This is a genomic window from Caldimicrobium thiodismutans, assembly GCF_001548275.1.
Taxonomy (GTDB): domain Bacteria; phylum Desulfobacterota; class Thermodesulfobacteria; order Thermodesulfobacteriales; family Thermodesulfobacteriaceae; genus Caldimicrobium; species Caldimicrobium thiodismutans.
The window spans coordinates 857951-882687 of the sequence record NZ_AP014945.1 but is presented as its reverse complement, the minus strand read 5'-3'; the positions used below and the strand labels follow the sequence as shown (position 1 = coordinate 882687).

At 39.1% G+C, this 24737-nt stretch carries 27 protein-coding genes and 1 tRNA gene; 15 read left to right on the top strand and 13 right to left on the bottom strand.

What is annotated here, in order from left to right; all coding sequences use genetic code 11:
* The gene (locus THC_RS04395; protein ID WP_068513886.1) at positions 1-849 is read right to left on the bottom strand and encodes an EAL domain-containing protein; all 849 of its coding nucleotides are present in this window, start codon (positions 847-849) and stop codon (positions 1-3) included.
* A gap of 414 nt (positions 850-1263) precedes the next feature.
* Between THC_RS04395 and THC_RS04385 the strand changes: the two genes are divergently transcribed.
* Positions 1264-2127 carry a universal stress protein gene (locus THC_RS04385; RefSeq protein ID WP_068513881.1) on the top strand — a complete coding sequence of 288 codons (864 nt, stop codon included), beginning with the start codon at positions 1264-1266 and terminating at the stop codon, positions 2125-2127.
* Here THC_RS04385 and THC_RS04380 read toward each other — a convergent pair.
* Entirely contained in the window at positions 2124-3500 is a 1377-nt protein-coding gene (locus THC_RS04380; protein ID WP_068513878.1) for a sigma-54-dependent transcriptional regulator, read from the bottom strand. The two genes, THC_RS04385 and THC_RS04380, sit on opposite strands and share 4 nt — an antisense overlap.
* Positions 3487-4839, bottom strand: coding sequence for a sensor histidine kinase (locus tag THC_RS04375; RefSeq protein WP_068513875.1), 1353 nt, complete (start codon positions 4837-4839; stop codon positions 3487-3489). Before THC_RS04375 ends, THC_RS04380 begins: the two co-directional genes overlap by 14 nt.
* A 296-nt stretch (positions 4840-5135) precedes the next feature.
* On the opposite strand from THC_RS04375, the gene THC_RS04370 reads away from it, so the two are divergent.
* The 4 genes from THC_RS04370 to THC_RS04355 are packed head-to-tail and all read left to right on the top strand — an operon-like array spanning position 5136 to position 8007.
* The gene (locus THC_RS04370; RefSeq protein WP_068513871.1) at positions 5136-5720 is read left to right on the top strand and encodes a hypothetical protein; all 585 of its coding nucleotides are present in this window, start codon (positions 5136-5138) and stop codon (positions 5718-5720) included.
* Between the two features lie 26 nt (positions 5721-5746).
* A complete protein-coding gene (locus THC_RS04365; protein WP_068513867.1) occupies positions 5747-5992 on the top strand; it encodes a hypothetical protein in 246 nt (81 codons plus the stop codon).
* 2 nt (positions 5993-5994) lie between these two features.
* Complete coding sequence (locus THC_RS04360) at positions 5995-7107, top strand: sulfite exporter TauE/SafE family protein (protein WP_068513864.1); 1113 nt, start codon at positions 5995-5997, stop codon at positions 7105-7107.
* 51 nt (positions 7108-7158) lie between these two features.
* Entirely contained in the window at positions 7159-8007 is an 849-nt protein-coding gene (locus tag THC_RS04355; RefSeq protein ID WP_068513861.1) for a universal stress protein, read from the top strand.
* Here the strand turns inward: THC_RS04355 and THC_RS04350 are convergent, their stop codons facing one another.
* The 7 genes from THC_RS04350 to THC_RS04315 all read right to left on the bottom strand — a co-directional run bounded on the left by THC_RS04350 (position 8008) and on the right by THC_RS04315 (position 13697).
* Positions 8008-8610, bottom strand: a complete 603-nt coding sequence (locus tag THC_RS04350; protein WP_068513856.1) for a DUF3334 family protein — start codon at positions 8608-8610, stop codon at positions 8008-8010.
* Between the two features lie 10 nt (positions 8611-8620).
* The gene (gene dnaB / locus THC_RS04345) at positions 8621-9967 is read right to left on the bottom strand and encodes a replicative DNA helicase (protein ID WP_231938380.1); all 1347 of its coding nucleotides are present in this window, start codon (positions 9965-9967) and stop codon (positions 8621-8623) included.
* Between the two features lie 39 nt (positions 9968-10006).
* Positions 10007-10453: a 50S ribosomal protein L9 gene (rplI, locus tag THC_RS04340; RefSeq protein WP_068513852.1), complete on the bottom strand. Its 447-nt coding sequence runs from the start codon at positions 10451-10453 to the stop codon at positions 10007-10009.
* A 14-nt stretch (positions 10454-10467) separates the two neighbouring features.
* Positions 10468-10722, bottom strand: a complete 255-nt coding sequence (gene rpsR, locus THC_RS04335; RefSeq protein ID WP_068513849.1) for a 30S ribosomal protein S18 — start codon at positions 10720-10722, stop codon at positions 10468-10470.
* Between the two features lie 248 nt (positions 10723-10970).
* Positions 10971-11306: a 30S ribosomal protein S6 gene (gene rpsF, locus THC_RS04330; protein ID WP_068513846.1), complete on the bottom strand. Its 336-nt coding sequence runs from the start codon at positions 11304-11306 to the stop codon at positions 10971-10973.
* Between the two features lie 56 nt (positions 11307-11362).
* Positions 11363-11434 (bottom strand) — tRNA-Val (locus THC_RS04325).
* Positions 11435-11720: 286 nt separating this feature from the next.
* The gene (locus tag THC_RS04315; protein WP_068513841.1) at positions 11721-13697 is read right to left on the bottom strand and encodes a methyl-accepting chemotaxis protein; all 1977 of its coding nucleotides are present in this window, start codon (positions 13695-13697) and stop codon (positions 11721-11723) included.
* 144 nt (positions 13698-13841) lie between these two features.
* Here THC_RS04315 and argH point away from each other — a divergent pair, with 144 nt between their 5' ends.
* The 10 genes from argH to THC_RS04265 all read left to right on the top strand — a co-directional run bounded on the left by argH (position 13842) and on the right by THC_RS04265 (position 22564).
* On the top strand, positions 13842-15230 hold the full coding sequence (gene argH / locus THC_RS04310) for an argininosuccinate lyase (RefSeq protein ID WP_068513838.1): 1389 nt from the start codon (positions 13842-13844) through the stop codon (positions 15228-15230).
* Positions 15218-16132 (top strand): universal stress protein, encoded by a 915-nt coding sequence (locus tag THC_RS09320; protein ID WP_068513836.1) that lies wholly within the window; start codon positions 15218-15220, stop codon positions 16130-16132. The genes argH and THC_RS09320 overlap by 13 nt, the downstream gene beginning before the upstream one ends.
* A complete protein-coding gene (locus tag THC_RS04300) occupies positions 16117-16308 on the top strand; it encodes a DNA gyrase inhibitor YacG (RefSeq protein WP_068513833.1) in 192 nt (63 codons plus the stop codon). The genes THC_RS09320 and THC_RS04300 overlap by 16 nt, the downstream gene beginning before the upstream one ends.
* 2 nt (positions 16309-16310) lie before the next feature.
* The gene (locus THC_RS04295; protein ID WP_068513831.1) at positions 16311-17210 is read left to right on the top strand and encodes an NAD(P)/FAD-dependent oxidoreductase; all 900 of its coding nucleotides are present in this window, start codon (positions 16311-16313) and stop codon (positions 17208-17210) included.
* A gap of 7 nt (positions 17211-17217) precedes the next feature.
* Entirely contained in the window at positions 17218-18336 is a 1119-nt protein-coding gene (alr, locus tag THC_RS04290; RefSeq protein ID WP_068513827.1) for an alanine racemase, read from the top strand.
* The gene (gene tatB / locus THC_RS04285; RefSeq protein WP_068513824.1) at positions 18336-18620 is read left to right on the top strand and encodes a Sec-independent protein translocase protein TatB; all 285 of its coding nucleotides are present in this window, start codon (positions 18336-18338) and stop codon (positions 18618-18620) included. The genes alr and tatB overlap by 1 nt, the downstream gene beginning before the upstream one ends.
* Positions 18598-19311 (top strand): twin-arginine translocase subunit TatC, encoded by a 714-nt coding sequence (gene tatC, locus THC_RS04280; RefSeq protein WP_068513821.1) that lies wholly within the window; start codon positions 18598-18600, stop codon positions 19309-19311. The genes tatB and tatC overlap by 23 nt, the downstream gene beginning before the upstream one ends.
* A 19-nt stretch (positions 19312-19330) precedes the next feature.
* A complete protein-coding gene (locus THC_RS04275) occupies positions 19331-20677 on the top strand; it encodes a cofactor-independent phosphoglycerate mutase (protein ID WP_082706280.1) in 1347 nt (448 codons plus the stop codon).
* A 7-nt stretch (positions 20678-20684) separates the two neighbouring features.
* The gene (gene nadB, locus THC_RS04270; protein WP_068513818.1) at positions 20685-22286 is read left to right on the top strand and encodes an L-aspartate oxidase; all 1602 of its coding nucleotides are present in this window, start codon (positions 20685-20687) and stop codon (positions 22284-22286) included.
* Between the two features lie 77 nt (positions 22287-22363).
* Positions 22364-22564 carry a hypothetical protein gene (locus tag THC_RS04265; RefSeq protein WP_068513815.1) on the top strand — a complete coding sequence of 67 codons (201 nt, stop codon included), beginning with the start codon at positions 22364-22366 and terminating at the stop codon, positions 22562-22564.
* Here the strand turns inward: THC_RS04265 and folE2 are convergent.
* From folE2 to THC_RS04250, 3 genes are read right to left on the bottom strand one after another with little or no spacing between them, the layout of a single operon-like run.
* A complete protein-coding gene (folE2, locus tag THC_RS04260; RefSeq protein ID WP_068513812.1) occupies positions 22534-23346 on the bottom strand; it encodes a GTP cyclohydrolase FolE2 in 813 nt (270 codons plus the stop codon). The genes THC_RS04265 and folE2 overlap by 31 nt on opposite strands.
* Positions 23330-24088 carry an ATP-binding protein gene (locus THC_RS04255; protein WP_068513809.1) on the bottom strand — a complete coding sequence of 253 codons (759 nt, stop codon included), beginning with the start codon at positions 24086-24088 and terminating at the stop codon, positions 23330-23332. The genes folE2 and THC_RS04255 overlap by 17 nt, the downstream gene beginning before the upstream one ends.
* On the bottom strand, positions 24085-24723 hold the full coding sequence (locus tag THC_RS04250; RefSeq protein ID WP_068513807.1) for an L-threonylcarbamoyladenylate synthase: 639 nt from the start codon (positions 24721-24723) through the stop codon (positions 24085-24087). Before THC_RS04250 ends, THC_RS04255 begins: the two co-directional genes overlap by 4 nt.
* Positions 24724-24737 lie beyond the last annotated feature (14 nt).

Sequence of the window (24737 nt, the reverse complement as noted above, 5' to 3'; positions counted from 1 at the left end):
TTAATGCTTAAGTTTTTTTATTTTGGGATCTGGTCTTCCAAGATAATATCCTTGAAGGAGATCTATCTCCATTTTTTTCATTTCAAGTAACTGTTCATATGTTTCAATTCCCTCTGCAATAACTTTTATATCTAAGCTATGACAGGTTTTAACTGTAAATTCAATGAATGCTTTCGTAATACAATCTTTCTTTACACTATGAATGAAATAACTATCAAGTTTAACAAAATCTGGCCTAAGCAGACTAAAAAGTTTAGGGCCTCCATATCCTGCTCCAAAATCATCTATAGCTATTTTATAGCCTCTTTTTTTATAATAAGAAATGCTTTCAATTAGTAAATCATAATTCTCTATGGCAGTCTCTTCAGTTATTTCAAGAACTATTTTTTCCTTAGGGAAACCATATTCTTCAGCAAGTCTATCAGTGATTCCAACTTCGTGTTTGGGATGAAAGAGACTCTCAGGACAGATATTAATAAAAAGGAAAGCATCAAGATTTTGTCTTGAGGCTTCTCTGATGGCATTTTCTCTGCATATCATATCAAGTATAAAAATTAATCCCTTTTCCTTTGCCTTGATAAAGAAATTTTTTATGTTTCCATTCATAGATGTCTTCACCAGTTCAAGCAACTTAGCGATTTCAGATTTGTCTAATAGAGGCATACCGGAAACTATAGAAGAAAAACTATCAGAATGCTCGGCGTGATTCATGGCAGGTCTTGTTAATGCTTCATATCCAAAAATTTGTCCGTTTTCTGCAGAAAAGATGGGCTGATAATGAACCGTAAGTTCAGAATGCAATGAGATTAATGATATATTTTGATAGGTGTTCTTTTCTGTTTGAAGCATCTTCTGCTCCTGTTTATTTTTTTTATATAATAAAGTCCCTTTGTTATTTAAAAATTAAAAAAGTGTTAAAGTAAAGTTAAAATGAGTGTATAGGTTCATATCCTTACAAGAAAATGGAAGAGTAGTAAGAGGTGAAAGGTGAAAGGTAAGAGGTGAGAGGTGAGAGTAGGGGGACCCTTGCGTGTCTGCCCAATAATGTAAAAAAACATATAACAGGCAAACCCATAGATTTTCCAAAAAAGGGCAAACCCATAGGGTTGCCCCTACAAAATACAGGTTCATTTACTTACAACAGAAGTAGTAGAAAAATCCTCTTGAGTCTCAAAAGATATGGACGGATACGAAAATTTGACTTTTTAATTGAGGTAATCTATAATAAATTTTCAAAAATCCTTGGATAAGGAGGGAGGTGCCATGCTTTACAAAAAGATTATGGCCTGTTTAGATGGGTCAGAGGAATCTTTTAATGCCTATCGAAATGCCATAAGAATAGCTAAAGAGCTTAGTGCAGAACTTTTGGCTATAAATGTAGTCCCCCTTAAAACTGAAATCAGTAGCGCTCTTTCCCTTTTTCTGGGAATGAAAGATATTTTTATTAAAGGTGGGGAGAAGATTTTAAAAGAAGCAGAGGAGATAGCCGGGGAAGAAAATTTTAAAGTTAAACTAATTCTTGATGAAGGGGAACCCTTTCAGAGAATTGTTGATACTGCCTTAGCAGAAGAGGTTGATCTTTTGGTTATGGGAAAAACAGGGAAAACCGGCCTTGCTAAGGGGATATTAGGAAGCACAGCTATGAGGACCATTGGTGCAAGTCCAGTTGATGTTCTTATCATTCCTAAAGAAAAGACCCTTCAATTTAAAAAACTCCTTGTGCCAACCGATGGTTCAAGTTATGCAGAAAAAGCTACTCTTAGGGCCCTTGAGATAGCTAAGACCTTTAAAAGCGAAGTCTTTTTACTTTCTGTAGTTGAGATCCCCTTTGAACTCTATGAGGCTCCCGGTGAAATAGCTAAACTTACTGAGACCTTAAAGACCTCTGCTGATGAGCTCATAAGGAGGGAAAAAATTAAATTTAAATCAGAGGGTCTTTCAGTTCAGGGATTAATTATGGAAGGGGTTCCTGAAGAGAGAATTCTTGAAACTGCAAGTAAAGAGGACATAGATCTTATTATAATGGGATCCCATGGTAAAACAGGTTTAAAAAGGCTACTTATGGGAAGTGTTACGGAAATGGTAATAAATACCGGGGATAAACCTGTTCTTGTTGTAAAGAGTTAAAGAGAGCCCTCTTCGTCAAGTTCATATTTTTTAAGTTTTCTCCAGAGGGTTGCTCTATCTATGCCCAGAATTTGGGCAGTTAAGGTTTTATTCCACCCGGTTTCCTTAAGAACAAGCTTTATATACTCTTTCTCTTGTTCTTCAAGGGAAGGAAGGGTTTTCTCTTTTTTTCTATAAGTAAAAATCTTTAATTTTCTTAGATCCTCAGGTAGGTGGGATTCCGAGATTTTATCTGAACCAGTAAGAGCAACTGCTCGGGCAATGATATTTTCAAGTTCCCTCACATTTCCAGGGAAGTCGTAATCCATAAGAATTTCCATGGCAGACTCCTCGATCTCTTTTACCTCTTTATGCATCTCTTTTGCATATTTTTTCAAGAAAAAGTAGCTTAAAAGGGGGATGTCTTCCTTTCTTTCTGCTAAGGGAGGGAGCCTAAAAGAAACTACATTTAACCGGAAGTATAAATCTTCCCTAAAGCGCCCGGCTTCAATTTCCTTTTTGAGATCCCGGTTGGTTGCAGCAATAAACCGCACATCAATTTTGATAGGATCTGTCCCACCAATTCTTAAAAACTCCTTTTCTTGTAAAACCCTCAAAAGTTTAACCTGCATGGTTGGGCTCATCTCTGTTATTTCATCTAAAAAAAGAGTGCCCCCACTTGCTATCTCTAAAAGCCCTTTTTTGGTATTTACAGCCCCGGTATAGGCGCCTTTTTCGTGTCCGAAGAGTTCATTAGCCAGAAGTTCCTCGGTAAAGGCACCACAATTTACTGCTAAAAAGGTTTTATCTTTTCTTAAACTATGAGCATGAATATAACGAGCAAGAAGCTCCTTTCCTGTTCCAGTTTCTCCGGTAATTAAAACGGAACAATCTGTTGGGGCAATCTTTTCAGCGGTTTCAAGAATTCGCCTCATTTCAGGATTTTTTGTGATAAACTCCACTTGATTTGCCCTAAGGCGTTCAAGCTCTTCCTTTAATCTTGAGTTTTCCCTTTTTAAATTTACCTTTTCCAGGGCCTCTTTGACTACCTTTCTTAGCTCATCAAGTTTAAAGGGTTTGGTAATGTAATGATAGGCTCCCTTTTTCATAGCAGATATAGCTGAATCAACTGTGGCATAAGCAGTAATCATAATAACCTCGGTTTCAGGCCACCACTCTTTACACTTTTCAAGAATATCAAGACCACTGACTTTTTCCATTTTGAGATCAGTAATAACTAAATCAAACTCCTCTTTTTGAAGTCTATGCAAAGCAGAAGAACCTGAATCTGCAGTTACAACCTCATATCCCTCCTTTGTAAGGATATAACTTAAGTTTTTAAGGGTAAGCCTTTCATCATCTACTACAAGGATTTTACCCTTATTTTCCGTCATATTTCTTTTTTTCCTCCTCTTTTTCAGGAATTTTTATGATAAATGTAGTTCCCTTTCCTACCTCGCTTTCTACCTCAATTGATCCTCCGTGGTTTTGAATAAGATTATAAACAATAAAGAGTCCAAGCCCATAACCTCTTTTTCCTTCCTTAGTTGTAAAGAAGGGATCAAAGATATGAGGTAAAACTTTGGCTGGAATACCTGGCCCTGTATCAGAAAAATAAAGGATAGCATAGTTTGAGCTTTTTTCTCCTCGGATTTGAATTTTACCTTCCCTATCTCCAATTGCATCAAAGGCATTTTTAAAGAGATTTATAAAGACCTGCTTCATTTGTTGAGGATCGGTAACAATAGTGAAATCTTCAGGAATCTCAAAAATAATTTCCACATTTCTTGGTAATTTCCCCTTTAATAAATATAGAGTTTCCTCAAGAAGGCTTTTTAATCTAATTTCTTCTTTAGAACTTGGTTTAGAATAATCAAGAATGCTTCGTATAATGTTTTGAGTTCTTTCAATCTCTTTTTCCATCTCCAGGAGGAGATTCTTTTTAAATTCGGTGTTATCCTCTTCAATCTCTTCTTTCAAAATTTGACAGCTTGTGTAAATATTATTCAGAGGATTATTTAACTCATGGGCTAAACTAAAAAGAAGGGTTCCAAAAGTAGCCAGTCTTTCCGTTTGAATTAGGTATTCTGTTCTTTTATCAATTTCAGCAAGCATCTTGTTAATAGCCTCAACCAGTAAGATCATTTCACGATCTTCAAAATCCGGTGGAACTGCACAGAACTTTCCTTGACTTATCTGAAAGATATAATTTTCCAGTTTTTGGATAGGTCTGCGAAGACTATGATATAAATACAATCCATAGAGAAAAATTAAAACCAAAAAAATTCCCAAGGTAAAAAATATCCAGTTTTTAAGTTCATTTAAGCTTTCTTTGATCTGTTTCTCCTTTAACTTATTCATCCATTCCGCATATCCAGTTAAGTATCTTCCCTTTTCTCTGAGTTCTTCAAAATATATTTTGGAAATCCCCTTTTCTGTAATATTTTTTAAGAGGGCTCCATAGTCTTCTAAGGCCTGATTAACCTCTTTATAATTATAAGAACCTGTAAGGGATTGAAAGCAAGGATAACAGGAAGTAAAAATGTTTTTGGCTTTCAAAAGATAGCTTTCTATAGATCTTAAGTCCTCACTGTGATGATAAAGAAAAAAGTTTTTTTCATATCTTCTCATTTCAAGCACATTTTCAACGAATTCTGAAATTTTTTCACTCCTTGTAAGTATGAAATTGGCCGAACTAAATGTTTCATAGCTTACATAAATCAAAAGCCCCATAAAAAGAACCCCTATGAGATACAAAAGGGTAATCTTTTTTTGAAGGCTATTGAACCATTTAATTGGCATTGTTGAATTATAATAACACCTATGTTGAAAAATTCAACACAAGAAAAATAACAATTTTTTAAGCCTCCTGCTTTGGAATATTAATTAAATTGCATTTTGCAACGAAAATTTATTTAGTTGAAAGTTATTTTTTCTCGTTATATCAAAGATTTAAATAAAACAAAGAATCTGGCACAACCTTTGCATAATAAAGGGTATAAAAATTTATATAAGGAGGGTGAGGAAAGATGTTAGAACTTCTCAGAAAAAAGTGGGATGACTATTTTACAGCTATTACTTTTGCAGAGGGAGGTGATGTAGACACAGCAAGGTACTTTTTAAAAAGAAAGCGTAAAGAGAGAGCTCCTTCTCCAGCCTGGGATGAGATCTTCACTGCGGTTACCTTTGCTGAAGCTGGTGAGCTGGATACTGCAAGATTAATCCTTCATTCCAAAAAAAGGGTGCTTTTTATTCTGGAGGAGGATGGAGTTAATCAGGAGGTGCTGAGTTATGTGGAGGGGCTATGCAAGAGGCTAAATTTGCCAGTTGAGGTCCTTGTGCTTTCAAAGAGTGAGGCTTCAAGAAGTGCCCTTGAGGTATTTCTGAATCACCTCAAATCAGAGGGCATACTCTTCAGGGTTAGTTATGTAGAGAGCCCTTTAAGTCTGGATAGAGTTTTAATGGAGTATGTGAAAAAGAATGAAGGGGTTGAATTTTTGATTGTAAAACCCTCGCATAAGCATTCCCAGGCTGAGGATGAGAGAATCATCAAGGGTATCTGGGAAAGATTGGGTCTCCCCTTCATTCTGGTTAAAGAAAGAGGCGCTATGTAAATTTTATTTAAGGAGGGAGGGAAAAAATGGCTACTATGACGAAAAAGAAACCAGTTGGAAAGTTTTTAATCTATGGGATTTTATCTTTTATTCTTTATTACATTCTTTTAGCTAAACAGGATCTTATTACAGAGTATTTTACAAAGGGTAGGTTTTATGCCTTACTACCCATTGCTACAGCCTTTGTTTTTTCCTTTATTCACGGAAATACCACGGATCTTTTCTGGAAGGTTTTGGGGGTTGAAGCCAAAAAAAGAAGGGAGGTGAAGTAACCATGCAGGAGGTAGTTCAGCAGGCAGTTCAGATGATTGATTTACAGCTCTGGCATATCATTTACCTGGTTTTTGTTGGATTTGTAGGGGGATTAGTGAGTGGTTTTATTGGGTCAGGTGGAGCCTTTGTGTTGACTCCATCTATGATGAGTATGGGAGTTCCTGGAATTGTGGCTGTAGCCTCAAATATGTGTCACAAATTTCCCAAGGCCTTAGTGGGAGCTATAAAGAGGGCTAAATTTGGGCATGTGGATGTGAAGCTTGGAATCGTTATGGGAGCTTCTGCTGAAGCTGGAGTTCTTTTTGGGGCCCATGTTCAGGAATATATAAAGAGGACCCTGGGAGATGCAGGTTCAAGCCTCTATGTAAGTGTTGCCTTTATTATTGTGCTTTCAACAGTCGGTCTCTATGTGCTTAAAGATGCCTTTAAGTCTATGGCCCTTGAAAAGCAAGGGCAAGGTTCGGTTGCCGAAGAAGAAAAACCAACCCGTATTGCTCAGTTCCTCTATAAATTAAACATTCCAGGTACCATGCTTTATTTTAAAAGCATTAACCAAAGAATATCTTTTCTTTTTACCATACCCCTTGGATTTGCTACAGGATTTCTTGCTGCAACCATTGCAGTGGGTGGATTTATAGGTGTCCCATCTATGATGTATATCCTTGGTGTTCCAAGTTTGCTTGCCTCGGGAACAGAGCTTGTTATTGCCTTTGTTATGGGAGCAATAGGTAGTTTTAAATATGCCTGGAGCGGATTTGTGGATATAAGACTTGCTATGTTAATACTTCTTGGTTCTCTCTTTGGGGTTCAGCTTGGGGCAATTGGAACAACCTATGTAAAAGGTTATATGATTAAATTTGTGATGGGAACTATTATGCTTATTATTCTTTTGAGCAGATCTCTTATGCTTCCTGTTTATTTGAGTAAACTTGGCTGGATTGCCCCTCTGGATGCCTCTATTGTCAGCTTGTTGAAGAGTGCAAGCTTTGTGGTAAATGCAATAGCTCTTCTTGTGGCAGCCTTTATTATCTTTAAAAGCCTCATCAAAGGGATCTATGAAGAAAAACGCTTAAGGGTTCTTGAAACCTCTGCATCTTCTATTAAAACAAAGTAAAATAAAAAGGGAGAGGGGAACCTCTCCCACTTTGCACCAGGAGGTCTTGAAATGGGGATTTATAAAAAAATACTTGTGGCAATCGATCTTTCTGAGGAGTCTTGGCATACCTTAAGTGAGGCTGTGAAGATCATTAGAAATAAAGATACCTGGGCAGTGATTACAACCGTTGCCCCTCAATATACTGGCGACCTTGGGCTTGTCTTGGGAGACTTTCAGAAAACTATGTTTAAACCCTATGAAGACCTAATAAGCAGGGCCAAAAATTATCTTGCCGAAGAGAGAATCCTTGCTAAATTTGTTCTTGAAGAGGGAGAGCCCTTTGAGAGGATTGTGGATCTTGCCTATGCTGAGAACTGCGATCTCATTGTAATGGGAAAAACAGGAAGTGGTATGCAAAGGCTTCTCCTTGGAAGCACAGCAGCCAGGGTGATAGGATATAGTCCGGTAGATGTGCTGATTGTGCCCTTTAAAAGCCGGGTTGCCTGGAATAAAATCCTTGTTCCTCTGGATTTGTCCAGTTTTTCTGAAAAGGCCTATAATAAAGCCCTGAAATTAGCTAAGGATTATCAAAGTGAGCTTTTCCTTTTTTCTGTGATTGATCTTCCTGTAGAGGCCTTAGCTGAATCGCCACAGCTTTATGAAAGGATAGGTGAAAAAGTCGGGAAAGTCCTGAAAGAATATGCTGAGAAAGCCATGGAGGAAGGTGTAAAAACCCAAGTTGATATCACTGAAGGCGATCCAGTTGAAAAGATCCTTTCTTTTGCAGAAGAAAAGGGAATAAGTCTTCTGGTTATGGGTTCTTATGGAAAAACCGGGCTTAAAAGACTCCTTATGGGAAGTGTAACAGAAAAGGTAATCTCCCTTGGAGATAGACCTGTTCTTGTGGTAAAGAATTAATTAAAAAAACTCTTTAAGTAATTCTTCAACAGAGGCATCATCCTCCCCTTCCAAGCCTTTAAGAGGGATAAATTCCGTTTGTTCTAAGGAAAGCTCTGCATAAAAGGAATGCCCAGATTCGGTGCGAAGGCTAATTTTTCTTGCCTGAGAGTTGTTCAGAGAAGTTTCAATATACATCATGATAGTATGGGAAATGGAGATAGCCATAGGCTGATTGTTTTTAGCAGTAAGTCCATATTTTTGCTCTATCTTTTTGCGAAAATTACCGATGATTTGATTAACCATTTCACCAATAAAGTTTATAACTTCCTCTGAGAGGGGATTTGGGGAGATTTCTTCCTCAGGTAACCCCAAAAATTGCATAGCCCTCTGGTAAAGCTCAAAGGCAGCCTCTTTGGAAAAGTTCATACAGAGAAGACCATTATAATCCCCGTTGAATTCAAGAAAGGCACATAAATCGGGTCTTAAGGCTACAGAGTTTATCTTCTGTAAGGTTGGGGCTACTTTGATAGTGGTTGCTGTATTGGCAGAGAGAACTTCTTTAATAGTATCAGCTAAAATCTCGGAAAGCTCATTGAGGGTGCTTTTCTTTCTTTCAGCCATAATGCATCTTTTATGTTTTTTCTAAATTAGCAAAGGATGTAAATTGAGAAAGATAGGCAAGCTTTACAGTAACTCCTGCAGGGCCATTTCTCTGCTTTCCTATGATAATCTCAGCTATTCCCTTTTCAGGGCTCTCTTTGTTATAGACTTCATCACGATAAATGAAAAGGATAACATCTGCGTCTTGTTCCAGGGCTCCTGATTCTCTAAGGTCTGAGAGTTGGGGCCTTTTGTCAGGGCGTTCTTCAACCTTTCGGTTTAACTGAGAAAGAGCAAGCACTGGAATATTGAGCTCCTTAGCCAGGGCCTTAAGGCCTGCTGAGATCTCTGAAATCTCTTGTTCTCTTCTCTCTTTTCTCTCAATACTTCGCATAAGCTGTAGATAGTCAACCACAACCAATCCAAGAGGGATCTCTTTCATCACCTTTCTTGCCTTGGCCTTTACCTCAAGTATATTTATACCTGAAGTATCATCAATATAAATAGGAAGCTCACTTAGCACACTTGCCCCATAGATAATTTTCTGCCAATCTTGAGCTTCCAGAGTTCCTGTCCTGAATTTCTGAAAGCTTACCTTTCCTTCTGCACATAACATACGGGAGACAAGCTGTTCCTTACTCATCTCTAAGGAAAAAATAGCAGCCCCCAGTTTGCTTTGTTTACAGGCATTTCTGACTACATCCAGGGCTAAGGCAGTTTTTCCCATACCTGGACGGGCAGCAAGTATTATAAGGTCTCCTCTCTGAAGTCCTGCTGTGAGTCTATCCAGCTCGTAAAAACCTGTAGGGATTCCTGTAATGAGGTCCCCCTTTTGATAAAGCATCTCAAGATGCTTTATTGTATCCTTAATAACCTCTTTTACAGGAGCAAAGGTCTCTTTTTTTCCGTGGTAACTCAGGTCAAAAAGGGCTTTTTCAGCCTGACTCAATAATTCCTGAGAGTCTTCCATAGAATAATAACAACGATAGATAAGATCTTGACATATGCGAATAATTTCTCTTAAGATACTCTTTTCTTTAACAATCTTGGCATAGTGAACAAGATGGGCTGAGGTAGGAAGAAGCCCAGCAAGTTCAGACAAATATACTGCTCCACCAGTCCTATCCAGCTCTCCCATGCGCTCAAGTTCATTATAAGTGGTTACAAGATCAATGGGCTCATCCCTCTCAAAAAGATTAAGAAAGGCTTGATAAATCAGGCGATTGGGAGTTGAATAAAAATCTTCAGGCTTTAGAAGATCAAGAACTTTTATAACTGAACCTGGGTCAATGAGGATACTTGCTAAGCAAAATTTCTCTGCCTGGAGATCTTGAGGGGGTAAAAATTCAGAAGGCAGGGTCTGAAGAGGATCTTTCAAACTGTCCTTTTTTTGACCCCGCCTCTTATTATCAGGCATTTACTTTTCTTCTATTATTTCAACACGAATAGGAACTGAAATCTCAGGCGAGACTTTAATCATCACTTCAAAGGATCCCACTGTTTTCAGAGGTTCCTCAAGAAGGACTTGTTTTTTGTCAATTTCAAGACCCTGTTCAAGGAGAGCCTTAGCAATATCTACAGCACTCACTGAACCATAAAGTCTCCCTTCTTCAACCACTTTTCTATAAAGAGTTAAACTTTGTCCTTGCAGTTTTTCAGCCAAACCAAGGGCTTTTTTCTTTTCCTTTTCCGCCTTGGCTAAGATAACCTTTCTTTCCCTTTCCAGGGCCTGGATTGTCTTTTGATTTGCCAAAATAGCAAGCCCCTTGGGGATAAGATAGTTTCTGGCAAAACCATCCTTAACTTTAACCACATCTCCGGCTTTCCCAAGCTTAGGGATATCTCTTCTTAAGACAACTTCCATCTTAATACCTCCTCCTATTCAATCTCAACATCAACCACAAAGGGAAGAAGAGCCATTACTCTTGCCCTTTTTATAGCAGTAGTTAATTCCCTTTGATGAAAGGCGCAGTTGCCTGTTTGTCTGCGATGAAAAATCATACCCTTTTCATTAATAAAGTTTTTAAGAAGATCCGGATTTTTATAATCAATAACAAGGCTTGGATCTGCACAGAATCTACAAACCTTTTTTCTGGGAAAAAATCTCTTTTTAACAGTCACATTATTATCCATTTTTTTCCTCCACCTCCACCTGCAATTTTTTTGTTTATAATATAAGCATGTCTTCTTTGTTTAATTTTGTCCCTCAACTCCCAATGAGAAGGTTTAAGCTAAAAGCTCTCGCCACACGGGAGGATGGAGTAAGGGACAACTTTAATTCTACTCCCATCAAAAATTTAATTGAAGGATTAATAATTCCAAGGTTATTTGCCATGGTTAACATTTTTACCTTACCCTATTTTCTGATTGTTGACTCCTCCTTAGTTCTGGATCTCAGGTTTAAACCTTTCTTCTAATTTAACGATAATAAAACGGATAACCCGTTCATCAATGCGAAAGAAATTTTCAAGCTCTTGAGGAAGGTCCGCCTTACCTGAAAATTCTGCAAGCACATAATAACCTTTTCTCTTCTTAGCAATGGGATAAGCAAGTTTTCTCAGACCCCATTCCTCAAGTTTAAGCACCTCTCCAGATTTTCCTTGAACAATTTGTCTAAACTTTTCCAGAAGGGAATCCTTTTCATCCACCCGATCAGGATGAATGATAAAAAGGGTTTCCCACTTACGAAAACGCTCAGCCTTTGGAATCTCAAACATGTTTACCCTCCTTCTGGTCTTTTTGGCCCCTAAATTTTTAGGAGCAAGGAGTGAAATGGGCGGTGGAGGATTTGAACCTCCGACATCCACCGTGTGAGGATGGCGCTCTACCCCTGAGCTAACCGCCCATACCCTCAATCTTCAAAGATACATCAATTTCTAATTTTATCAAGATAGTGTATGCGTCCATATCTTTTGAGACTCAAGAGGATTTTTCTACTACTTCTGTTGTAAGTAAATGAATCTGTATTTTGTAGGGGCAACCCTATGGGTTTGCCTGTTATATGTTTTATATATTATTGGGCAGACACGCAAGGGTTTCCCCTACTCTCACCTCTTACCTCTCACCTCTTACTACCCTTCCATTTTCTTGCAAAGATCTGAACTTATACAGAGAGCTTTTTCTTATTCCTCCTATATTTTAAATTGAGAGGTAATTTCCTTTATTTCATTAGCCACTCCTTTGACTTGAGAACTTACCTCTTTTAATCTTTCAGCTAGATACACAAGATTATCTACCGAATTGCGTATTTGATTGGCCTGTTCTTCATTAATCATAACCTTGTCTTTTACCCCAAGAATGTGGTCAGCAACAGTATTTACTACAATGGTCTGTTCTTCAACTGCACCTGCAATAGCAGTGGAAGCATCCTCAACCTTTTTGATTAGATTTACAACCTCTTCAACCCCGGTTGAAACTTCAGAACTACTATCCTGAAGAAGTCTAATCTTCTCTGCAATGGTTTGAGTAGCTTCCTGGGTTTGTCTTGCAAGCTCTTTCACTTCATTGGCTACCACTGCAAAGCCTTTTCCAGCTTCTCCTGCACGAGCTGCTTCAATTGAGGCATTGAGGGCAAGAAGGTTTGTCTGCTCCGCAATGCTGTTTATAAGATTAACAACCTCGCCAATCTCAGAGGAAGCCTGTTTTAAAAACTCAACCTTATCCTTCGTTGATTCAACTGTTGAAACGGTTTCCCTGACCACTCCGGAAGAATCCTGAGCTCTCTGAGAAATCTCCGTTATTGCAGAGGACAATTCTTGTAAAGATTTGGAAACCTCTTCCATACTTGAAAGAATTTCTGTAGAGGAAAGAGAGATAAACTCTGCTCTTTCTTTGAAGGCAATACTTTCTGATTCTAAGGTTTTTACATCGTCTTCAAGCTTTTCTGCCCCTGAAAAAAGAACCTTAACTTTTTCCACAAAGCTTCTCATTATATTACTTAAGGTCTCCATAAATTGATTAAAATATCCTGCAAGAAGCCCTATTTCGTCCTCAGTTTTTACATTGAGTCTGAAGGTGAGATCCCCTCTTCCGCTTGCAAGCTCTTCCATAGCAGAAGCTGTAGAAAGTAGATTTGCTGAACAGCCCTTAAGGCTCCTATTCAAAACAAAATAGTAAACTAATGCAAAAACTATAAAAAGAGCAATAAGAAGAAAACTCATGCCTCTAAAGAGATTTATTAACTCAGAGACATCACGCCCAAGAACAACATATCCAATTTCTTCTCCCTTAAAAGATTTGAGGGGAATTCTCACAAAGTAGAGTTTCCCATGCTCAAAGGTCTCTTCTTTGAAGGCATGCTCAAGAACATCTTTTAAAAGTTTAGGATCAAAATCCTTAGATTGGGCATAAAGAATGGCCTGGTCAAGGAGTTTGGCTTTACCATCTTTGATATAAAAATCCATGATCTTTTCAAGATCCTTTTTAAGAATTATGGCAAAATGGGTGATGTCTTTTCTCTCTTTTATGAAATTATTAAGATAAGTATCAAGACTTTGCCCTGATTCCACAGAGCCAAGAAGTTCTCCCTCAGAAATAATAGGAACTATGGTTCTGAAAACGAGGCCTTCTCTTCCTGGCTCAAGCCCAAGAATAGGTTTTTTGGATTTTTGAGCTTCCGTTATAGCAAATCTAAAACCAGATAGATCATCAAGCTTAACATCTTCGCCTGGTTTCTTCCAGGTTCTTACAAAAGAGCGGGGACCAGGAAGATGAAAATGGATCTTAGGTCTTACTCCAGTTTCTCTTTCAAGAACCTTGATTAATGGCTCAGTAGTGTCTCTCAAAAGTCTTCCATACTTTTGGAAAATTTCCTTATTTTTCTCTTCTACCCTGGAAAGATCTCCTCCTTCTTTTTTAAGGGATAGATAAATCCTTTTTACATCTTGATTTTCAGCAAATAAAAGGGCTTCTTTGAAATTGCTATCACCTTGAAGCAAAATACTCTCTTTTAAAGAAGCTTTTATTCCTTCTAAAGAACTTTTTACCTCTTTATGATAGGTCCATTTAAAAGCCACATAAATCCCGGCAAAAATCAGGATAAGATAGATCCCCAGCCCCAGAAAGACGTTTCTCTGAATCTGCTTTAAAATAGATTTTTTAACCTTCATAAAGCCCCCTTTTTCCCTGGTAGATTTCACTTTTCAAAAGAAAAATTCTATTAACCTCATATAAAAAGTCAATACCAAATTTTTCCCCTTGGGAGTGAAAATTTTTGTGTTAGAATAGAATTTATTTTTAGAGAGGATTGAATTATGCTGGATAAGGCCTGGGGGGGAAGATTCAGAGAAGAAACAGATAAGTTTTTTGAGGAATTTACTGAGTCTGTATCCTTTGATAAAATTCTTGCCTTTGCAGAAATTAAGGCAAGCCTTGTTTATGGCAAAGCTCTATTAAAAGCAGGGATCTTGACCAGGGAAGAATACTTTTTGATTGAAAAGGGCCTTCTTGAAATTGAAAAAGAGATCAAAGAGGGTTGCTTTGTTTTTAAGGTGGAACAGGAAGATGTCCACATGAATCTTGAAAAGGCCCTTTTTGAAAGGATCGGAGATATTGCCTATAAACTTCATACAGGAAGATCTCGCAATGAACAGGTGGTCACGGATTTGAGACTCTATCTTATGGATGAAGGAGAAAAGCTTAAGATCCTCTTGCTTAATTTTATTGAGACCTTGATCACAAAGGCTGAGGCATATATGGATGTTGTCATGCCGGGTTTTACTCATCTTCAGCATGCTCAACCCGTTCTTTTTTCTCACTGGATTTCTGCTTATGCAGAGGGAAGTCGTCTCCATTTTGAGAGGCTCCTTGATTGGGAAAAAAGGCTCAAGCTCTCACCCCTTGGGAGCTCAGCCTTTGCAGGGTGCGGTTTCCCCTTAGATAGAACCTTTATGGCAAAGGAGCTTGGATTTTCAGCACCCCATCCCCATAGCGTTTATGCAGTTAGCTCCCGCGATTTTTCTGCTGAATTTCTTTTTATCTTAACCCTTATAATGCTTGATTTGTCAAGACTGAGTGAAGAATTGATCCTCTGGATGACCCCAGAATTTGCCTTTATTGATCTTCCAGACCGCTTTTGCTCAGGTTCATCCATCATGCCACAAAAGAAAAATCCTGATTCTGCTGAACTAATCCGAGGAAAGGGAGCTATTGTCCTTGGGAATCTCTTCCAATTATTAACCCTTATAAAGAATCTCCCCTTGAGCTATAATCGGGATCTGCAAGAGGATAAACCTCCACTTTTTCAGGGTATCGTCACAACTCAAGCCTCTTTAAAAATGGCCACTCTTCTTATAGAGGGCTTAAAGGTAAATCAAAAAAGAATAGAAAGTTTTCTTAAAGAGGGCTATCTTTTAGCCACTGAGCTTGCAGATTACCTGGTTACCAAGGGGCTCCCCTTCAGAGAGGCCCATCACCTTACAGGAAAGATTGTAAGATTTGCTGAAGAAAGGGGTAAAAAACTTGAAGAATTAAGCCTTGCAGAGTTTCAGAGCTTTAGCCCCCTTATTACTGAGGAGATTTATACCTGGCTAACTATTGAACACTCCCTTAAAAGAAGAGAGATTTTGGGTGGCACAGGAAGAGAAGCAGTGAAAAGCTATTTGAACTCCCTGCGGGAATATATCCTAAAATGGAAAAAATAATTCCCCATTTTCTGCTTTGTTATGATGAGTGCCCTGCCTGTAGAAATATATTAACTTACCTGAAGCATCTCTTTGAGGGAAGAGAGATTGAGCTTAGTCTTTTGCATGTAATTACCATTCCCACAAGCCTGCTTCTCCCCCAAAGGGATTATCTAAGGGAAATTAAAAGAGAGGAAGAGATAGAGAAATTTTGTAGAGAAAATCAAGAAAGAGTTCGCAAGCGTTTTGAGGAGATTATTCAAGATCTTTTAAAAAGTTTACAGGTAAAGGCCCATTTTTATATAGAGTTTGCAGAGAGTGATAGAGCCTTAGCCCTTTTACAATTTTTAAAGGATAAAAACTTTGATGCAGTTATAGCAGGAAAAAGAGGGCTTGGAAGACTTGCATCTATCTGGGCAGGCTCTCTTACCCAGAAGCTTATTCTTTACACCCATCAACCCCTCTGGATTGTTAGAGGAAAAGACTTTGACAGAAAAATACTCGTAGCCCTTGATCTGGGCGAAAGGGGGCTTAAGGTAGCTGAATATACCGGTAGGGTCTTAAGTTTTCTTAAAGATTATACAGCAACCTTCCTGCATGTTACATTAACTGGAAGGACCTGGGAAGGCTCCTTTGAGGATAACTTACCCTTAGATCTTGATCCTGAGATTATTGACTTTTTTCACAGGATAAAAGAGTCTTTGAGGCATTTTCATCTTGATTTCTCAAGGCTAAAGCTAAAGGTTACCACATCCTTTCTTGGTCCAACCTATGCCATTCTTAAAGAGGCCAGAAGAGGGCAGTTTACAACCCTTGTGGTTGGCAAAAGAGGAAGAGGGGGCTTTCCTGAGCTTCTCCTTGGTTCAACAGCAACCAAACTTGTTAGTACCCTTGAAGATAGGGCATTATGGCTGGTCCCCTGAAAAAAGTGCGGTGTCCCCATTGCAAAAGGAAAACTACCTGGGAAGGCAATCCTTATCGCCCCTTTTGTTCTAAGGAATGCAAATTAGCTGATCTTTACAGCTGGCTAAGTGAGGAGTATAGATTAAAATTAAGGCCTGAGGAAATAGAAGAGATAAGCTCAGGAAAGGAGGCTTAAATATGAAAGAATATGAAATTATTATTATAGGTGCAGGTCCAGCAGGACTTCAGGCAGGTATTCATAGCGCCAGAAGAAGACATAGTGTCCTTATTCTTGGAAAACCAGAGGCCAGTGCCCTTTTTTCAGCTCATATTGAAAATTATTTTGGTTTTAAGGAAAAGATAGATGGAAAAGAGCTTCTTTATGCAGGTATCACTCAGGCTCAAAAATTTGGTGCGGAAATTCTTGATGAGGATGCGGTGAAACTTGAGCTTCTTGAAGATAGGACTTTTCTTGTTGAGACAGAAAGGGGTAAAAAATTTAAGGCTTTAGCTCTTATTCTGGCCATTGGTGTAAAGAGGAAGAAAAAAATTTTTAAAAGAGAAGATCAATATGTTGGTAAAGGACTTTCCTATTGCGTGGATTGTGATGCCTGGTTTTATAGAGGAAAAAGGGTAGCTGTGATTGGAGATGGTTCTGCTGGTATTCATGGAGCTAAAACTCTCACGCAGTTTGCTGAGAAAGTCTATTTTATCCCCCTAAAAGAGCTTGAGGGTCTTGATGAAGAACTTAAAGATTTCCCTGTAGAGATTATTCAAGAAAAACCCTTTGAAATCCTTGGGGAAGAGGAGGTTAAAGGGCTTGTCTTTGAAGGGAATAAAAGCATTGAGGTTGATGGGATTTTCATTGAAATTGGGGCTAAAGGTGCTCTTGAGCTTATAGCTCCCCTGGGAGTAGAACTTGACCCTGAGACCTTTAGCTATGTTAGGGTTGATAGAAAGATGCAGACAAGTGTGGAGGGTATTTTTGCCTGTGGCGATTTAACTGGCCCCCCTCTTCAACTTGCCAAAGCAGTTGGAGAAGGCTGTATTGCAGGGCTTTCCGCTTCTGATTTTCTAAAATCAAAAAAAGAAACTTAGCAGGGGGATGGGGATTTTCTGGACAAGGCTCCTTGAGATAAATCTTTATAATCTTAAAGAGAATTTAAGGTCTCTTCGTAAGCTTTTACCTGAAGAGGTAGAGATATTGCCGGTCATAAAAAATGATGCCTATGGACACGGACTGCTTGAGGTGGCCAGAGCTTTAACTGAGGAGAAGGTCTACGGTTTCGGTATCTCTGAACCTTATGAGGCTCATCTTTTAAGAAGGGCAGGGTTTATACATCCCCTGATTCTCCTTTCTGGCTTTGAAAAGGACTGGCTCCCTGACATCAAGGTCCTTAGAATCACGCCAGTTGTTACAAGCATCTTTACTCTTGAGTGGCTCATAGATTTTACCCTCAAAAAGGCCGTAACATTTGAGTTTCATCTCAAAGTGGATACAGGGATGCACCGCTTTGGTGTGCCTATGCATGAGCTTTTAGAGATTATTGAGAGATTAAGGGAAAACCCCCAGCTTCAGCTTACAGGTCTTATGACCCATCTTGCCTGTTCTGAAAGACCTGAAGATCCTATCTTTCATGCTCAAATCAAAGAATTCAAGAAGGCTTTGTCTCTTCTTACCTCAGAGGGGTTTAATCCCAAGTTTGTGCATCTCTACAACTCTGCTGGGATTATCTTTTCTGAAGATTTTAAAGGAAATTTGGTAAGACCAGGGATTGCTCTTTATGGAGGGTATCCTTGTAATAAGGCCAGGGCCCGTATTAGACTTAAACCAGTTATGACCCTTAAATCAAAGGTTGTGGAGATAAAACATCTTAAAAAAGGCGAGATTGCAGGCTATGGCCCTACCTTTACCGCTAAAAGGGAGACCCTTTTAGGAATTATACCCGTGGGTTATGGAGATGGATATCCAAGAATTCTAAGTAATAAAGGCTTTGCTGTGATAAGAGGGCAAAGGGTCCCCATTGTCGGAACTATTTCCATGAAAGCCCTTTATCTTGATCTTACCGAGATTCCTTCTCCTCAGCTGGGGGAGGAGGTGATCCTCCTTGGTGGAGAAAGGGAAGAAGTCCCTGCTGATGAACTGGCACAACTTGCAGATACCATATCCTATGAACTTTTCTGTAATCTTGGTAAAATCATTCCCAGGAGATATAAGGAGTAATGTTTAACATAGGCTTTAGTGAGGCCTTAATTATCTTTCTTGTTGCCCTTATTGTGCTTGGACCGGAAAAACTACCCGAGGTAGGTAGATTTCTCGCCAAACTTTCCCTGGAAGTCAAAAAAGCTATTGACGAGCTAAAAAGAGAGCTTGAGCTGGAAGATGTGGAAAAGGATTTAAAAGAGGCTAAAAAGGAAATTGAAGAATTGAAAGAGGAAGTTACTGACCCCATGAAACTTCTGGATAAACTTGATCCCAAGATAAATGACCAAACTAAATCTTCCTAATCTTTTTGATCTTGAGATTTTAAACAAAATAAGAAGGGAAATCATCTTTTATGCCCTTTTCTTACTCCTTGCCTGGATATCTATCTTTTTTTTATTTCCCAGGATCTTTCCCTATCTGCTTTACCCCTATTTTCACCTTTTAAAGGAAAAAAGTCTTGTCTTTATAAGCTTGGAAGAGGCCCTTTTTGTGGTTTTAAGAGCCTCCTTTTATATAGCCTTTGCTCTTACCCTTCCCTTACTGATTATCCGTCTTTTTAGGGCCCTTTCTTCTGAAATATATGCTTATGAAAAAAGGCTCCTTAAGCGTCTCATATTTATTTCTATAGGCCTTGCCATAGCCGGAATATTTACAGGTTATTTTATATTTACCCCTTTTTTTCTGAAGATTTTTCTTTATTTTGGTAAAAACTTTGAAAATAATCTTCGTATAGCAGGTTTTCTTTTTTTTCTCCTGAAAGTGGTTCTCTTTTCTATGGTTATCTTTCAGATTCCCCTTCTTTTTGCCCTTCTTATTAAGGAAGACATTATAACAGAGGAGCTATATCGTAGAAGGAGGCTCTACTTTTGGGGTGGCTTTTATGGGCTTAGTCTCCTTTTTTCTCCTGCTGATTTTTTTAGTCAGCTCTTGTTAACGCTCTTTTTTTACTTATTTTTTAAATTATCATTTATAATAGCCCGCATCTTAAAGTAACTAAGGGAGGGAAACCCTGATGGAAAAAGAAACCAAGGAGAAAAAAAAGAGCTCATCTAAGGGTTCAACTAAGAAGTCTGCTTCAAAGAAAAAAAAGGAACTTATTGAGGAGCCTGAGATACTGGGTCCTAAAAAGTATATTTTGCTTATTGGGGATGGAATGGGAGATTTTCCCCTAAGGGAACTCAATGGTAAGACTCCTCTTGAGGTGGCTATAACTCCGGGGATGGACTTTTTAACGAGCTATGGTGAGATAGGTAGCTGTCAAACGGTCCCCCCTTCTATGCACCCCGGTTCAGATGTAGCTATAATGGGGCTTTTAGGTTATCCCCCGGAGAAGAAATATACCGGAAGAGGGCCTATTGAGGCAGCAGCCCGTGGTATTGAGCTGAAACCCGAGGATGTTGCCTATCGTTGTAACTTGGTGACCCTCCGGTTTGAAGGCTCAGAACTCATTATGGAGGATTATTCAGCAGGACATATTTCTACAGAAGAGGCTACAGAGCTTATAAACAGCATTAATCATAAGGTATCAACTGATAAGATTGAGATCTTTCCAGGGGTAAGCTATCGGCACATTCTTATCTGGAGGGGAGGTTCAGGGGGTCTCCACACCTATCCCCCCCATGATCTCATAGGAAAAAATGTCTGGTTTGCCTTTCAGAGCTATGATGAGGAGCCCTATCTTAAAGAATTTATTCTTAAATCCATTGAGATTCTTGAAAAACACCCCATTAACCAGAAAAGAAAACTTGAATCAAAAAGACCAGCTAATGCCATCTGGCCTTGGGGTCAAGGAAGGACTCCGGATTTAGAACCCTTTGAAGAAAAATGGGGACTTAAAGGCGGGGTTATTTCAGCAGTTGATTTAATTAAGGGGTTGGGAGTCCTTGCGGGACTAAGGGTCATTGAAGTTCCTGGTGCCACAGGTTATCTGGACACCAATTATGAAGGTAAAGTGGATTACGCAATAGAGGCCTTAAAAGAGCTTGACTTTATTTTGATACATGTTGAGGCCCCTGATGAAGTAAGCCATCAAGGAAGTCTTGATTTAAAAATTAAGGCTATTGATGAGTTTGACCGAAGGGTTGTTAGATACCTTCTTGAGCGTATTCCTGAAGTTACCAATAATTTCAGGATTCTTGTCTGCTGTGATCACCTGACCCCTATCCCTATCCGAACCCATTCTATAAAGCCTGTGCCCTGGACAATCTTTGATTCTGTAAGGGATAAAGAGAAAAAGAGAGAGGGAAACTTTTGTGAAAGGCTTGCCTATGAGAGCCCTCAATTTTTAAAAAGTGGACCAGAACTTCTGGAATATTTTCTTGAAAGAAAACCCAATTTAAAGGAAACAGAGAACACCTAAGAAGCCTATGGAAATCATTAAAACAGATTTTCTCATTATTGGATCAGGGATTGCAGGGCTTTCCTTAGCCTTAAAACTTAAAGAACTGGGAGAGGTAACTATCCTTACCAAAAAACGGATTTTTGATACTGCAACAGCTCTTGCCCAAGGAGGTATTGCCTGCGTCCTGAGGGAAGACAATCATTTTGATCTACATATTCAAGATACCCTTATAGCCGGGGATGGACTTTGTAATCCTGAAGTAGTTAAGCTTGTAATAAAATCAGCACCAGAGCGCATTCAGGAACTCCTTAATTGGGGGGTTCCCTTTGACCGGGATCCAGAAAATCCAGGGAGATTCCATTTAACTTTGGAGGGAGGTCATTCCAGAAAAAGAATCCTGCATGTGGGGGATTATACTGGAAGAGCCATTGAACGGGCCCTTGTGGAAAGAGCCCTTGAAGCCCAAAATATAGTTATCCTTGAAAATCACTTTGCAGTTGAACTTATTCTTGACAGGGATTGTTCATCGCAGGCCTGTAAGGTAGCTGGGGCTTATGTCTTAGATCTCCACACACCTCAGGTAAAAATTTTTCTTGCCCCGATTATAGCTTTATGCACTGGAGGCGCTGGGAAGGTCTATCTTTATACAAGTAATCCAGATACAGCAACAGGAGATGGTTTAGCTTTGGCATATAGAGTAGGTGTAACTCTTGCTAATATGGAGTTTTTTCAATTCCATCCCACTTGTCTTTATCATCCCAAGGCTAAAAATTTTTTAATTAGTGAGGCCTTAAGAGGTGAGGGAGGGATTCTCCTCAATCCTGAGGGGAAACCCTTTATGCAAAAGTATGATCCCCTGAGAAAGGAACTTGCACCAAGAGACATAGTTACCCGTGCCATAGATATGGAGCTTAAGAGCACAGGAGGAGAATGCGTTTTTCTTGATATGACCCATTTACCTTCAGATTATATCAAAAAACGCTTTCCCTATATCTATGAGACCTGTCTCAAATTTGGTATTGATATAACCGCTCAGCCCATACCAGTTGTCCCAGCGGCTCATTATCTTTGTGGAGGAATTCGGACCAATTCCCATGCCCAGACAGATATATTTAATCTTTTTGCTATTGGAGAGTGTGCTTGCACGGGCCTTCATGGAGCAAACAGGTTGGCTTCAAATTCACTCCTTGAGGCTCTTGTTTTTTCCCATCAGGCCTATCTCAAAATTAGAGAAATTTTTCCCCAATTGAGAGGAGCATCCACAAATCTTCCCAAACTTAAAACCCCTGAGGTCAAAGAAATTCGGGAAGAGAAAGTTTTTATTTCTCATAACTGGGATCTAATCCGAAAGATCATGTGGGACTTCGTAGGTATTGTAAGATCTCTTAAAATGCTTGATTTTGCCAGGAGAAGAATAAGCTTTATTCAAGAGGAGATAGAAAATAACTGGGGAGGCCTATACTTAGATCTTGATGTCATGGAACTCAAAAATATTTGCATAGTTGCAGATCTTATGGTTAAATCAGCTTTATCCAGAAGAGAATCCCGGGGAACTCACTATCTTCTTGATTTTCCTCATAAGTCTGAGGAATGGGCTAAAGATACCCTCATCTCTGCAAAATTTTAAAAAATTTTTAAAAAATCCCTTTACAAATGGACTTTTTTTGATAGAATTTTTACAAATAATTACAAATTGGAGGCCCTATGAAGGTTATATTTGATCCTGATATCCCCGAAGATTTAAAGGAAGATCTTCTTAAGACCATAGAGGAGCAACAAATTGGGGATAGATGCAAGAGTTGTGGGGCAGATACCCTTTATGTAGCCCTCATAGATAAGGTATTAGATGTAAAATGTTATGAATGTGGTGAGTCTTACTTAGAAATTGAACTTTCTGAGGAATAATTCTCAAAGGGATAGCGGATACAGGCATAGGCATTATGTCCGTGAATGGATTCCATATTTTCAGCTTCAACAGTAAACCAAAAAATCTCTTTATTCTCTAAAAGTTTAAAGGCAAGGCCTCTTACCACATCCTCTACAAACTTAGGATTTTCATAAGCCCTTTCAGTTACATATTTTTCATCAGGTCTTTTGAGAAGGGGATAAACTGGTGAGGAGGCGCTACTTTCAGCCATCTCAATTAGCTCTTCAAGCCAGATAAATTTTTTGGAACGCACAGCTACTGTTATGATTCCTCTCTGATTATGGGCTCCGTATTCACTCACACTCTTTGAACAAGGACATAAGGTCATTACTGGAACCTTTACTCCAAGAACAAGATCAATCTTTCTGGCGGTTAGGCTTGCAAGCATAAAGGCCTGATACTCCATAAGGGAGGAGATCTCTGTTACAGGGGATTTTTTTTCCAGAAAATAGGGAAAATAGACCTCCAAATGGGCTGATTTGGCATTGAGTCTTTTCTTAAGTTTTCTCAGGATCTCTTCAATATTTCTTACATGAATCTCATCCTTAAATTCGTTTAAGACCTCAATAAATCTACTCATGTGAGTCCCTTTAAAATGAGATGGAAGATCTACATAGAGATTAAATTCTCCAACCGTTGCCTGAAGTCCTTTAGCTCTATCCAGAACCCTAATGGGATAGCGGAGATTTTTAATCCCTACCTTATCAATAGGGATCTGTTCTTCGGGAGGACTACTCTGTATATCAGGAAGTTTCACCAATTAACTCCTGAAGTCTCCTTTTTAATTCTTTAACCTGGGTAAAGAGTTTTCCTCGGTAATCCCAGAGACCTTTTCCTTCAAATTCCCGGCTTTCAAGTTCATCATCTGGAGAGAGGGACAAAAGATAAAGACCACCAAATTCTTTTCTCAGAAACTCCTCTTGAGAGGGATCTTTTACCCGATTTCCCACGACAAAGACTTTTTTAAGATTAAGTTCTTCTGCCATTTTCAGGATCTGTTTGGTGGTTTCAAGACTGCCCCGCAGGGGCTGGGTGATAACTAAGATAACATCCATGGGAGCTACAGTTGCCCTTCCAAAGTGTTCTACTCCAGCTTCCATATCAACAATAACTATCTCTCGGGAGGAGAGAATAAGATAAGTAAGAAGCCGTTTCAAAACAGTTTGCTCTGGGCAGGCACAACCTCCTCCAGCAGTCCTTATAGCACCAAGCACCATAAGACGAAGCCCATTTTTGGTAACGGCAAATTTTTCCGGCAAATCATCAATTTTGGGATTGAGAGTGTAGTATGGACCTGATTTTTGAGCCCTTTCCGCAAGAAGCTCTGTCATCTCAGCCAGGGGAACGATCTCTTGAGGAATCTCAAGAAGGCGTGCCAGATGGGGACTTGGATCCGCATCAATAGCCAGCACCCGATAACCCTCTTCCAGAAAAGCTAAAGAAAGAAGGGCTGATATTGAACTTTTACCAACGCCACCCTTTCCACAAAAAGCTATTTTCAAGATAGCTTCCCTCCCGCAATTTTGAGAATTTCTTCAAAGGGTATTACCCCTTCTCGGATTAATTTAATCTCTTTTTCCTGAATTTCTACAACGGTTGAAGGTATTTTTCCAGGGGCTGGCCCTCCATTTACTACAAAGTCTATTTCTGGGAACTCCTGCATGACCTCTTCTATGGTTTGGCAGGGTGGTCTCCCGGAAAGATTGGCACTTGTCCCTGTAACAGGTTTTCCAAAGGCAAGGGCAATCTTTCTGGTTATTTCACAGGATGAAAGCCTAACCCCAATGGTTTTTAGCCCTCCGGTTAGAAGTTTGGGCAATTCCCTTTTAGCAGGAAGAACTAAGGTCAAAGGCCCTGGCCAAAAAGCTTTAATAAGTTTCATGGCTTTCCCGGGAATTTTAGAAACTACAAGGGCTAAATCCTCAAGACAACCCAAAAGGAGTAGAATGGGTTTATCTGGTTCTCTCTTTTTTAATTCAAAAAGCCTTTTTAAAGCCTTTTCACTGAAGGGATTACAGGCCAAACCATAAAAGGTCTCTGTGGGGATAGCTCCTACCTTATCCTGAGAAAGAAGTCTTGCAATCTGTTCAAGTTGTTCCTTAGATTTTACTAAATCCTCTGAAAGCTTAAAATACATGGATAAAAAATATG